The following is a 12,700-nucleotide window of genomic DNA, read 5'->3' on the forward strand; positions in this document are numbered from 1 at the left end:
GTCGGGGCCGCTCCTACACAGGGTTTGCGTCCGGCCTTGGAGTCTCAGCCAGCCGACACCGCCGCCGCGACGGCCTCGGCAAACCTTGCAGCCACTTCATCAACCTGCTCGGCGCTGATGATCAGCGGCGGCAGGAAGCGCACCACCGCTCCGTGACGACCGCCCAGCTCGAGGATCAGGCCACGACGCAGGCATTCACGCTGCACCTTCGGCGCCAGCTTGCGGCAGGCCGGCGGATGGCCCTGGACGTCGTGCTTGCCCGCCGGATCCACCAGCTCCACCCCCAGCATCAAGCCACGGCCACGGATGTCGCCAAGCTGCGGATAGTCCTGCTGCAACCGTTGCAGATGCCCGCGCAGACGCTCGCCCATGGCCTCGGCGTGCTCGCACAGGCGGTGCTCCACCAGGTACTTCATCACCGCGGAGCCTGCGGCCATGGCCATCTGGTTGCCACGGAAGGTGCCGGCATGGGCGCCCGGCGACCATTGGTCGAGCCAGTCGCGGTAGACCATCACCGCCAGTGGCAGGCTGCCGCCGATGGCCTTGGACAGGGTGACCACGTCGGGCACGATGCCGGCGTGCTCGAAGGCGAACATCTTGCCGGTACGGGCGAAACCGCTCTGGATCTCGTCGACGATCAGCGCCACCCCGGCCTGCTCGGTGATCCGACGCAGCCCGCGCAGCCATTCGATATCGGCGGGAATCACGCCGCCTTCGCCCTGCACCACCTCGACGATCACCGCCGCCGGCAGCGCCACGCCGGCCTCCGGATCGCACAGCAGGTTTTCCAGGTAGTGCAGGTTGGCGCGCACGCCCGCCTCGCCACCGAGGCCGAACGGGCAGCGGTAGTCATAGGGATACGGCAGGAACTGCACGCCATTGTTCAGCAGCGCGCCGAGCGGTTTTTTCGGACCCAGGCTGCCCATCAGGCTCAGCGCGCCCTGGGTCATGCCATGGTAGGCCCCCTGGAACGCCAGCACGGTGCTGCGCCCGGTGACCGTGCGCACCAGTTTGAGCGCCGCTTCGACCGCGTCGGTACCGGTCGGGCCGCAGAACTGGATCTTCGCCTCCCGGCGCAGGCCCTCGGGCAGCAGGGCGAACAGGTCCTGGACAAACTGGTCCTTGACCGGCGTGGTCAGGTCCAGGGTGTGCAGCGGCAGCTCGTCGGCCAGCACGCGCTGGATCGCGTCGATCACCACCGGATGGTTGTGACCCAGGGCCAGGGTGCCGGCGCCTGCCAGGCAATCGATGAACTGGCGGCCCTCGACGTCCTCGACGTACAGGCCACGGGCGCGCTTGAGCGCCAGGGGGATGCGCCGCGGGTAGCTGCGGGCATTGGATTCCTGCTGTTGCTGGCGCAGCAGCAAGGGCGAATCCTCGAATTCGTAAAGGGGGCGCGGCGCAGTGGCCGGCAGCACCTGGGCAAGGCTGGAAGCGGTCGACATCGGAAAAACCCTCGCAAGCAAGCGAATGTGCCCGCCACGCGCCCTGTAACCGGATGTGTGTCGGGTTCTTATCGTTTGAAAAACGCTTCAGCGAGGTGCGGATTTAGCGGTTGCCGTGGGATTTGTTGTAGATGTGCGGCCTCTGTCGCGGGGCAAGCCCGCTCCCACGGGCTCATGCACCGACTCGGCAGAAGAGGGCTGCGTGGGAGCGGGCTTGCCCCGCGATGGGTACAACGCCGAACTCAACTCCCCGAACGTGCCGGCACCTGCAGGCTCACCCGCAAGCCATCGGCCCGGCTGTCGAATCGCAGGCTGCCAGCGCAGCGCTGGACGATGGCCTGGACGATCGCCAACCCCAGGCCGCAACCACCGCTCTGGCCGTTGCGCCAGAAACGTTCGGTCAGGTGCTCGAGATCTTCCTGGGCAATGCCCGGCCCATGGTCGCGCACCAGGAAGTCCACCTGCCCGTCCTGCGCCTGTACCTCCAGCTCCACGGCGGCATCGCCACCATGGCGCAGGGCGTTGTCCAGCAGGTTGCGCAGCGCCGCCACCGCCAGCGGCGCTGGCATGCTCAGGTAGACCTTGGCCGCGGCCTCGGGCAAACGCAGGTGGATGCGCCGGTTGTCACCGCCGCCGGCGTCCTCGATGGCCTGCCGGGCGACCTGCTCGGCACTGCACTGCACGCCATCGTCGAACGACAGGCTGCCCTCGACCCGCGCCAGCATCAGCAACTGCTCCAGGGTGCGGTGCATGCGGTCGGTGCCCTGCTCGGCATGCTCGAGCGCTTGTTCGCGCACGGCGCCATCGGTCATCCGCGCCACTTGCAGGTGGGTCTTGATGGCCGTCAACGGGCTGCGCAGTTCGTGGGCAGCGTCGTCGGTCAGGCGGCGTTCGCGCTCGATGGTCTGGGCGATACGCAGGAACAGCTGGTTCTGGGTGTCGAGCAGCGGTTGCAGCTCGCTGGGCAAGCCGGCCACCTGCAAGGGCTCGACGCTGTCGGCGCGACGCCTGCGCAAGGCGTCACGCATGCGATTGAGTGGTTCCAGCCCCTTGCCCAGACCGATCCACAACAGCCCGAGGCTGCCCAGCAAGGCCATCAGCACCGGCGCCGAGGCCGCCAGCAGAATCGACTGATTGAGCGCCTCGCGTTCCTGGTGACGGTCAGCGGTGGTGATGCGCACATCGCCATGGTTGTAGGTGAAGGTACGCCAGGAAGCGCCGTCGATGGTCTGGTCTCGGAAGCCGCTGCGCTCGTCGTCCATGGTGCCATCGTGCTTGTGGTTGCTGGCGAGGATCTCGCCACGCAGCGAGCTGACCTGGCAGGCCATGCCGTCCGGCACGCTGAACTGGTCGGCGGAAAAGTGCGCGTCCTGGCCCTTGGCGGTCAACGGTTGCGGCAACTGGTCGATCAGCCCCGCGACCATACGCGCCGACGCCACCAGGCGCTGGTCGAGGGAAAACATCATCTGCTGGCGCAGGTCGCGCAGCATCCAGGCAGCCGCCAGCGCCCAGATGACGATGAACACACTGCCGAGGATCAGTGAAAGGCGAACCCGCAGGCTCATGACGCGCGCTCCTCCGGTGCCTGGGCCGGCCCCAGGCGGTAGCCAAGGCCGCGTACGGTCTCGACGATGCTGTTGCCCAGTTTGCGCCGCAGGTGGTGGATATGCACGTTCAACGCATTGCTTTCGACCTCGTCGCTGAAACCGTAGACGCAGTCCTTGAGCTGCTCGCTGGACAGTACCCGCCCCGGATTCTGCAGCAAGGCCTGAAGCAACGCCTGCTCACGGCGCGATAGATCCACCACCTGGCCGGCCAGGGTCGCCGCGCAACTGCTCGGGTCATAGCGCAGCGGACCGTGCTCGATGATATTCACCGCCCGCCCGGCCACACGACGCAGCAGGGTGTGCAGGCGGGCGGCCAGTTCGCGCAGGTCGAAGGGCTTGAGCAGGTAGTCGTCGGCGCCAGCCTGCAGGCCGTCGACCCGGTCGGTGACCGCGTCGCGGGCAGTGAGCACCAGCACCGGCAGGGTCTCGCCCTGCTGGCGCAGGCGGCGCAGCAGTTTGAGGCCGTCCTCGTCGGGCAGGCCCAGGTCGAGGATCATCACGTCGAACTTCGCGGTCCCGAGCATCTGCCGGGCCTGCGAGGCGCTGGCCACCCGGTCCACGGTCAGGCCCTGGGCCGAAAGGCCGGCGCAGATGCCGCTGGCGATCAGGTCGTCGTCCTCGCAGAGCAGAACGTGCATAAGGGATCTCCTGGGTGGGGAAGCTGGCATTGCACAGGGTGGCGATTAAGGGGGGATTATGAACGGGTTTGGAGATGTTCGTCGGGCTGATAGCATCGAGGCGAACAGGGCCAGACGCAGCCTTGCTACGCCTGTGAGACCGAGCGCCGCGCGGGCGGCGCTCGGTCTCACAGGCACCACAACGCTCATGGCGAACACCTTGAAAGGCCTGGTCCTAGGACCAACTTAACCTTCAGTTAATAAGCCAAGGCCAGCATGGCGCTCTTCAAAGCTCTGCCAAGGCGTCGACATGCGTGTTCTCCTGCTCTTCCTGACATTCCTGCTCGCCGGCCCCCTCCAGGCCAACCCCTTTGCGGTAAAGCCTGACTTCCTGCCGGTCAACGAGGCCTTCGCCCTGACCCACGATCGCCTGGAAAACGGCCAGATGCGCCTGCATTTCCAGATCAAGGACGGTTACTACCTCTACCAGAAGCGCCTGAAGTTCGACGGCCTGCCTCCCGAGCAGCATCCATCGCTGCCCCAGGCCGAAAACCACCATGACGAGTTCTTCGGCGACAGCGCGGTCTACCGCTCCGAGCTTGAGCTATTGCTCCCGGCCAACGCCAGCGGTGAGCTGCGCCTGGGCTGGCAAGGCTGCGCCGACGCCGGCCTGTGCTACCCGCCGCAGACCACGCCAATCGCCCTGGGCGGCAGCGCTGCGCCACCCGCCGCTGCCGACCAGGCCAGCGACCAGGCCCTGGCCGGTACCCTGCAACAGGACAGCCTGGCCTGGAGCCTGCTGGCATTCTTCGGCCTGGGCCTGCTGCTGGCCTTCACCCCGTGCTCGCTGCCGATGCTGCCGATCCTCGCCGGATTGGTCATGGGCAATGGCGCCAGTGCCCGGCGCGGCTGGTGGCTGGCCGGCGTCTATGTGCTGAGCATGGCACTGGTCTACGCCGCCCTCGGCGTGATCGCCGCGCTGCTGGGGGCAAGCCTGCAGGCCTGGCTGCAACAGCCCTGGCTGCTGGGCAGCCTGGCCGGCCTGTTCGTGCTCCTGGCCCTGCCGATGTTCGGCGCCTTCGAACTGCAATTGCCGGCCGCCCTGCGCGACCGCCTGGACCGCGCCGGGCAAGGCACCCGTGGCGGCAACCTGTACGGTGCGGCACTGCTGGGCGCCCTGTCGGGCCTGCTGCTGGGCCCGTGCATGACCGCGCCGCTGGCCGGCGCCCTGCTGTTCATCGCCCAGAGCGGTGACGTGGTGCAAGGCGCGCTGGTGCTGTTCACCCTCGGGCTGGGCATGGGCGTGCCCCTGCTGTTGCTGGTGACCCTGGGCAACCGCTACCTGCCACGCCCCGGGGCCTGGATGAACCTGGTCAAGGGCTTGTTCGGCTTCGTGTTCCTGGCCATGGCCCTGTACACGGTGCGTGGCCTGCTGGCACAGACCCTGGTGCTGGCCCTGGCCGGTGCCTGGCTGATCGCCCTGGGCTGGGCCGCCTGGCCGGCCCTGCAGCGCCTGCCCGCCTTGCGCGCCATTCCCCTGCTCGGTGCCCTGTGGGGTGGCCTGCTGCTGGTGGGCGCCGCAGCCGGGGGCAGCGACCTGTGGCAACCCCTGCAACCCTTCGCCGGCAAGGGCACCGCGCAAGCTCCGGCCAACGCCCACGACGCCTTCGTCACCGTGAGCGCACCGGCCGACCTGCAGCTTGAACTCGACGCTGCCAAGGCCCGTGGTCAATGGGTGTTGGTGGATTACTATGCCGACTGGTGCGTGTCGTGCAAGGTCATGGAAAAGCAGGTGTTCGGCCGTGGCGATGTCCAGGCCAGCCTGGCCGGCGTGCACCTGCTGCGCCTGGACGTGACCGCCGACTCCCCGGCCAGCCGCGAACTGCTGCAGCGTTACCAGGTACCAGGCCCGCCCAGCCTGATCTGGATCGGCCCGGAAGGCGACGAGCGCCGCGCCCGCCGCATCACCGGCGAGATCGATGCCGCCGGCTTCCTGCAACACTGGGCCCAGACCAGGAGCCAAGGCTGATGCTGACCGTCACCCTCGGGCCGCTGACCATGGCCCTGAACCACCTGCTGCTGCTCGCGGCGCTGGGCATCGCCAGCCTGGTCGGCTGGCGGGTGGCCAGGCGCGGCGGCGAGAACCCAGAGTCGGCGCTGTTCAACCTGTTCCTGCTGGGCCTGCTGTTCGCCCGCCTGGGCTTCGTCCTGGCCTACTGGCCGATGTACCGCGACGACCCGCTGCAGGTCATCGATATCCGCGACGGCGGCTTCCTGCTCTGGGGCGGCCTGCTGGGCCTCGTCCTCGGCACCCTGTGGCAGGGCTGGCGGCGCCCCGGTCTGCGCCGCCCCCTGGGCTGGGCGTTGTTCAGCGGCGCGCTGTTCTGGGGCCTCGGCAGCCTGGCCAGCCACCTGTACAGCAAGGGCACCGAGCTGCCGGACATGAGCCTGCGCGACAACCGTGGCCAGGCGGTGGCCCTGCACAGCTACCGCGGGCGGCCGCTGGTGATCAACATCTGGGCCACCTGGTGCCCGCCCTGCCGGCGCGAAATGCCGGTATTGCAACAAGCCGAGGACGACTATCCCCACGTGACCTTCCTGTTCGTCAACCAGGGAGAAACCCCGGAGAACGTCAGCACCTTCATGGCCACCACCGGCCTGACTCTGTCCCACGTGCTGTTCGACGGCACCGGCGAGCTGGCCCGCAAGGTCGGCTCCATGGCCCTGCCCACCACCCTGTTCTACAACGCCGAAGGGCGGCTGGTCGGCAGCCACCTGGGCGAACTGTCGCGCGCCAGCCTGCGCCACGCCCTGGAACCCTTCGAACGCGCCGATGCGCCCGCCCCACAAGGAAACTGACATGCGACTGAATGCACTGCTGCCCCTGACCCTCACCCTGCTCGCTGCGCCCCCGCTGCACGCCGAAGAGCTACCCAAGGCGATCCAGCAACTGCAGGCCAAGGGCGCCGTGATCAAGGGCAGCTTCGACGCTCCCAACGGCCTGCGTGGCTACGCCGCCGAGTACCACAACAACGGCATCGCCCTGTACCTGACGCCCGACGGCAAGCACGTGCTGGTGGGCAGCCTGTTCGACGAACAAGGCAAGGACCTCAGCGCCGAGCCGCTGGAAAAGCTGGTGTACGCACCGATGAGCAAGGCGGTCTGGGCGAAGATGGAAAAATCCGCCTGGATCCAGGACGGCAAGGTGGACGCACCACGCACCGTCTACCTGTTCAGCGATCCCAACTGCCCCTACTGCAACATGTTCTGGCAGCAGGCCCGGCCCTGGGTCGAGTCGGGCAAGGTGCAACTGCGTCACATCATGGTCGGCATCATCCGCGAGGACAGCCCGGGCAAGTCCGCCGCGCTGCTCGCCGCCAAGGACCCGGCCAAGGCCTTGCAGGAACACGAGAAGGCCGGCAAGGCCAGCACGCTCAAGGCGCTGGACAAGGTGCCGGAGGCGGTGCAGAAGAAGCTCGAGGCGAACCTGGCCCTGATGGAAGAACTGGGCCTGGCCGCAACCCCGGCGATCTTCTATCAGGATGAAAAGGGGCAGTTGCAGAGCCAGCAAGGCGCGCCGCGGCCGGAGATGCTGGGGAGGATACTCGGCAAGCGTTAAACCGCAGTCTATCTGAAGGTGCAACGATAGCCTTTGGCGAATACCTCGACATGGCTGTCGTAACCAACCAGCAGATAGCGCTTCAAGCCCAGCGATCCTGATGGGTCGCAGAGCGCTTTGCGTTCGCTTAGGCACTGTACGAAAAGTAGCCGAGCGGCGATCAGGCACTTTTCGTACAAAGCCTAGGCACTGTACGCAAAATCATGTCGTAGACACCGCCGCCAGCAAGCCAGCGTGACCATTGCAGCAGAGCTTTCCTCCAGCTTGCAGTAGCGTGTATCCAGGCGGCGGTTCTCCTTCAGCCGACCAAACAGTCGTGGACAAGGAGTTACGGTCGCCAGGCCGGAGCCGTCCTTTTCAGGCTCATTGATACGCCCGCTTCACCCTCGACCTTGATCGTGGCTCAATCCATCAAGGTCTCGGAAAACATAGTGTGTATACGCCGGCAGAAATCTGATTCATCGACACTGTCCGGCAACACCAATACATAGTAAAAAATTCGATTGAAGCGCAAATTGATATCGTAGGGTTCGAAATCCGAATCACCTTCAAACTCGAATAGCGTAGCGATCCCGTTCAACGCTGCTGGCTTTGCCTCAACGCCAAAGCACCCCTCGCCCGTCGCCCCCAGGTTGTAACCTTGCTCAAGGTGGGCCTTCAGCATCCCCTCATCTTTATAGAAAAGAACAAACTCCTCTCCCCGAATGCACTCCTGCTGTGACTGAAACCCCAAACGTGCTGCTTTTTCCATCAATGCCGCGAGCCCCAGTTCCAGCGACGTATCGGTATAGAAGCCATACATGACACCCGACCAATCAGCCATCCCACTGTCTCCTATAGCTTGCATCCGGAAGCACCGTGACTGACATCAGCACGAAGTCTTCTATTAGCGTCCCGGAGCTGAATATCTTCTTGTATGTAGAGCCTTAGATAAGCATTCTGCCGATCCACTTTTTTAACTTTCCCGCTATCAACTTCAAATGAAACAAAATGGGTACTTTTCTCTTTGGTCAGCCCCATTTTACCTCTTACATTGGTGCTCTCCATTTCCTCAGGCGTTAGTGTCGTCACGTAGACACCTTTGGGCTTGCCTTGAATAGCGCCTCGCCCCCTGGCGCCGGGGTCACTTTGATTAATCACGCCTGTCCCCATGATTCCCTTATAACCTTCCTTGCTCGTGTAATGATAAACACGCACCACCTCCAAGCCTAACGGATCGATCCATGACAGAGGATTAGGCGCATATTGATAGAGGTTGATCCCGCCCCTCAAGCCTATCGGGTCTTGCTGGGTAAATCGCCCGATATCCGGGTCATAAAATCTGAATGTGTTGTAGTGCAGCCCAGTTTCCCGATCCAGGTACTGCCCCTGAAAACGCACATTCTGCCGACTGACCTGCTCCGGCGCATGCCATTCCTCGCAGTTGTTGCCCCATACCTGGTGCTGCCCCTGCCAGGCAGTTATCCCGTGTTCGTCGGTCAGTTGCTCTACCAGGCCGACCAGATTCGTATGAAAGTGGAAAACCTGCTCATGCCCAGGCACCCCATCTACCCTGGCCAGCGGCTCATGGCCCACCGCGTCTGCGTACAGATAAAGACTCGGTTTGCCGTCCTGAACTTCTCGCAACAGACGCAGGCCTTGCCACTGAAACTCGGTTCGACTGACCGGCGCGTCCAGGTCGTCACGGTAGACTCGTTTGTCGATGCGCCTGCCCAAGGGGTCGTAAGCAAACTCGATCCGTTCGCGAAGCGGCCCACGCCGCTGACGGATACAGACCAGCCGATGCTCTGCATCGTATTCAAAGCGCTGGAGCAGACGATTGCCGGAGCGCTTCTCCTCGAGCCGACCAAAGCGGTCGTAGCGATAGCGTCTATCTTGGAACACCTTGACTCGGTTGTGCCGTACCCGACCGTTGACCTGATATCCCTCCAGCAGGTTGCCGGCAAGGTCGTAGCCAAAGTGCTCGACCATCGGCTGTTGCTGAGGCAACTGGCGTGACGCGCCATGAATTCGCTCGGTGGGCCCGTAGTCATAACCTATGCGCCCCTGGTAGCTGCCACGCCCACCGGCACCGGCCTGGAAACGACCGACCAGATGCTCAAGCTCCACCCCCAGCCCGCTACCAGCGCGCTGGGTCTGGGTCAGTACCTCGCCGACAAGGTTGTCCGCCGCATCGTACTCATAGTCCTTCTGCAGCAAGGGCATGCGGGTGCGCTCGCCATCCTGATATTCCACAGCCTTGCGCAGCAGGCGCCGCGTACTGTCATAACGGGTTCTGGTAAGCAATGCACCCTGGCTGCGCAAGACCTCGTCGTGTAACGCATCGCGCTCGAAGTCGCTGATCACCCGCCCGTCGAGATTGATCTGGTGCAGATGTCCGCTGCCATAGCACAGGTAGTTGATCCGGCGGGAGTCAGGCAGCGTCAAGGTCTGCAGGTTACCTAGGGGATCATAGGTGTAACCGAGTTGCCCTGGACCCTGGCTTTCGCTCAGCAATCGCCCCATGGCGTCGTAGGTGAAGTCCAACTGCTGGACCTGCCCACTACGGTGAGTGAAATGGATCGCCAGCAGATTGTCAGCAGCATCGTAGCGGTAGGTCGTCTCGCCATCGTCGGTCCGCTTGCACAGCAGACGACCGACCGCATCGTGTTCATGGTGGTGAACCTGTGCAAACACTTCGGGCTCATCCGGGCTGCCCGGCAACACGGGCTCCGCTTCGCGGCATGGATGCACGGTGCGTTGGGTGATCGCATCCAGGGCATCATAAAGCAGACTGAAACCGCCACCATCGAGGTTACGCTGACCAACCAACCGGTCTAGCGCATCCCACTGGAAGCGATAGTGCTCGCCGTTCTCGTTTTCCAACTGCTGCAAGCGGCCGTAGGCATCCCAGTGCAACCGCACAGTGTGCCCCAGTGCATCAGTACGCTGCAGCAGTCGACCGCTGCCGTCATATTGCCATTGGGTCATGCGCTGCGCTGGGTCGACATGGCGGGCCAACTGACCGGCGGCATCGATCTGATAGTGCTCGACCCGGCCATCGGCCAATTCGCGCTGCTGCAGATGGCCACGCACATTGAAACGATAGCGCGTGGCGCCGCCCTCGGCATTGTGCACCTCGCTCAGGTGCCCACGCAGGTCGTAACGATAGTGAGTCTGTTGCCCCGAGCAATCGCGTGAGGCAGTCAGCTGGCCACGCCCGTTCCACTTGAACGAACGTTCCTTGCCTATGGCATCGACACTACGCACCATACGTCCCTGACGATCGTGGTCGTAACGTGTCAGTTGCCCGAGCGGATCGACCTCGGACAACAGGTTGCCCCGAGCATCATAGGTATAACGACGCTCATGCCCTGCTCCGTCGACGATACGGGTGGGCAAGGCCCAATGTTCGGTGTAACCGATGCTTTCACGACGCCCCAACGGGTCGGCAGTGGCAACCACGCGCCCGAGCGCATCGTAGCTATAGGACCACTCGCCACCTTGTGGATCGAGGGTGCGCCGCAACAGGCCATCGACATAGTCGTGCCGCCAGCAGTATCCCAGCGCATCGATGTAGGTGTGGACCTCGTTCAGCGCGCCCCAGTGATAGTGCTCCTCACGCCCCAGGCCATCGATGACCTGGGTATGGCCATGCTCCAGGTCATAGATGAAGCGATAGTCCTCGCCGTCGCTGCCCCAGTGCCGAACCACGCGCCATTCATGCTCGGGCTGTAGCTCCAACAGCGCGGGCATGGCGTAAGGCGTGCCATCCAGACTGCACGGTTGGCGCGCCGGCGGTGGCGTGAAGCGGGCCCACTCGTAGTACCGCGTAGCCCCCATGGGCAGCGTATGGCTGGCCAGCAACCCTTGGTCGGTGTAGGTAAACTGCCTCAGCAATTGCCCTTCGGCATCGGCGACAACCTCCAATTGCCCTGCCGAGGTGTAGCGATACTGCACCAGGCATTCGCGCTGCTCGACGGCAAAGGCCCGACCGGCCCGCAAGTACAATCTGTGTATCTCGGCTACCCGGCGCGGTTGCCCGTCGGCAAAGCGCAGTTCGATGAAGATCCGGGCCGAGCTGTCGCCGAGGAACTGCAATCGGCCTTGTTCGTCGTAGAACAGCTCCAGGCAATTGAGGTTACGATCACCGACCTTGACCAGGCGCGACCGCCGACTGTCCAATGGATCGGTATGGAACACCTGGTACAACCCGCTGTTGATGTCCTCGACGATGGTGAAGCCGTTGTCCTGATGAAAAAACGCCAGGCCATCGAGAATGCTGACGAAGGCACTGCCGACCTGCAGACGCCCGAGCTCCAGCCTGGCGCCCTCATCATCGACGTAGATCCACAACTCGCCCCCCTCAGGGTGCGCGACACGCTCCAGGCGCACTTCGTAGGGCACACTCCAACCTATGCCGAACAGGCCATCGCTACGTCGGTCGTTGCTGTCATAGCGCCGCGCCCAAGTGATCGGGACCAGCGCCGCGAGTTTGAAATCCACATCCTCGGGGCCATCCTGGAATTTGCTGCCCATGGCTGGAGCCACCGGGTTGCCCACCCCGCAGCGGCGACCCTTGAGCATGCCCCGGCGACTGATGAGCATCCCGGCAATCAGACCAATGATTTTCGCCGCAGCGCTCTTGCCGTCGTGGATGTCGCGCACGGTGGTGGTGCCGCCACCGATGCGCACATTGGGCGAATAGGTCATGCCGATCGGCCCGTCGCAGGTGGTCTTGTCTCCGACCCGCGCTGCCGGCTGGCCATTGATGAACACCTTGTCCGAGCCTTGGGCAACGAACTGTTCGGGCATTGGAGGATGCTTGCTGCAGACCGCCTTGTCCTCGGGCTTGGGAATCGATCCGGGCGCGGCTGGCGTGGTCACCGGCGGGTTGAAGATGCTGTTGATCTCCTGCGCCAAGCCGATCACCGGCAATACCATCGAGGCGCCAACCATGGCGTAGGCCCCGATGTTTTCGAGGATCGACGGTTCATCGGCTGGGCCCGGCGCCTCGACCGGGCCACCACTCACCCCGGCGGCGCGCGCCGCGAGGATGCCGTTGATGCGGGTATTGTGCGAGCCACTGCTGATCGAGCCGTACGGCTCGGGCGGAAACAGCGAATTGCCGACCCAGTTGCTGAAGTCGCTGATATGGTCGCCAATGCTCTTGTCTTCACCGGCCGGCAGCATGGCGGCGGCACTGACCATGACCCCGGCGATCAACGGCGTGAGCACGGCGGCGGCACCGCCGGTACCGACCACCGCGACCACCGCGCCACCAATGGCGGCACCGACCGCGGCGACCGCCGCCGCATAGACGGCGGCCTCGACCAGGCCACTGACCAGCTCGGCCATCAGCGGGGGATGAAGTATGAGATCGCCCATGCGGGCGGCATGCAGGCTATCGTCCATGAAACCCGTGAAATCCTT

General features: G+C 64.4%; 8 protein-coding genes and 1 pseudogene. 3 read left to right on the forward strand and 6 right to left on the reverse strand.

The annotated features are described in order from the left end of the window. Positions 1 to 44: 44 nt before the first annotated feature. From PRtIB026_RS21025 to PRtIB026_RS21035, 3 genes are all read right to left on the reverse strand, one after another. Positions 45 to 1,445, reverse strand: a complete 1,401-nt coding sequence (locus tag PRtIB026_RS21025; protein WP_203651791.1) for an aspartate aminotransferase family protein — start codon at positions 1,443 to 1,445, stop codon at positions 45 to 47. Positions 1,446 to 1,687: 242 nt separating this feature from the next. Continuing rightward, positions 1,688 to 3,010, reverse strand: coding sequence for an ATP-binding protein (locus tag PRtIB026_RS21030; RefSeq protein ID WP_203651789.1), 1,323 nt, complete (start codon positions 3,008 to 3,010; stop codon positions 1,688 to 1,690). Then, the gene (locus tag PRtIB026_RS21035) at positions 3,007 to 3,690 is read right to left on the reverse strand and encodes a response regulator transcription factor (protein ID WP_203651787.1); all 684 of its coding nucleotides are present in this window, start codon (positions 3,688 to 3,690) and stop codon (positions 3,007 to 3,009) included. Before PRtIB026_RS21035 ends, PRtIB026_RS21030 begins: the two co-directional genes overlap by 4 nt. Positions 3,691 to 3,979: 289 nt before the next feature. Between PRtIB026_RS21035 and dsbD the strand changes: the two genes are divergently transcribed. The 3 genes from dsbD to dsbG are packed head-to-tail and all read left to right on the forward strand — an operon-like array spanning position 3,980 to position 7,288. Next, entirely contained in the window at positions 3,980 to 5,698 is a 1,719-nt protein-coding gene (dsbD, locus tag PRtIB026_RS21040) for a protein-disulfide reductase DsbD (RefSeq protein WP_203651785.1), read from the forward strand. Beyond that, positions 5,698 to 6,528 carry a TlpA family protein disulfide reductase gene (locus tag PRtIB026_RS21045; protein WP_198742788.1) on the forward strand — a complete coding sequence of 277 codons (831 nt, stop codon included), beginning with the start codon at positions 5,698 to 5,700 and terminating at the stop codon, positions 6,526 to 6,528. Before dsbD ends, PRtIB026_RS21045 begins: the two co-directional genes overlap by 1 nt. Before the next feature lies 1 nt (position 6,529). Then, entirely contained in the window at positions 6,530 to 7,288 is a 759-nt protein-coding gene (gene dsbG / locus PRtIB026_RS21050; protein ID WP_203651783.1) for a thiol:disulfide interchange protein DsbG, read from the forward strand. Between the two features lie 182 nt (positions 7,289 to 7,470). Here dsbG and PRtIB026_RS21055 read toward each other — a convergent pair. The 3 genes and pseudogenes from PRtIB026_RS21055 to PRtIB026_RS21065 all read right to left on the reverse strand — a co-directional run. Beyond that, positions 7,471 to 7,605 (reverse strand): annotated as a pseudogene (locus PRtIB026_RS21055) (IS5/IS1182 family transposase); the annotation flags it as partial. A gap of 86 nt (positions 7,606 to 7,691) precedes the next feature. Next, positions 7,692 to 8,111, reverse strand: coding sequence for a hypothetical protein (locus PRtIB026_RS21060; RefSeq protein ID WP_203651781.1), 420 nt, complete (start codon positions 8,109 to 8,111; stop codon positions 7,692 to 7,694). Between the two features lie 11 nt (positions 8,112 to 8,122). Further along, positions 8,123 to 12,682, reverse strand: coding sequence for an RHS repeat-associated core domain-containing protein (locus tag PRtIB026_RS21065; protein ID WP_203651779.1), 4,560 nt, complete (start codon positions 12,680 to 12,682; stop codon positions 8,123 to 8,125). Between the last annotated feature and the right edge of the window lie 18 nt (positions 12,683 to 12,700).

The organism is Pseudomonas sp. RtIB026, from assembly GCF_016861355.2.
GTDB lineage: Bacteria > Pseudomonadota > Gammaproteobacteria > Pseudomonadales > Pseudomonadaceae > Aquipseudomonas > Aquipseudomonas peradeniyensis.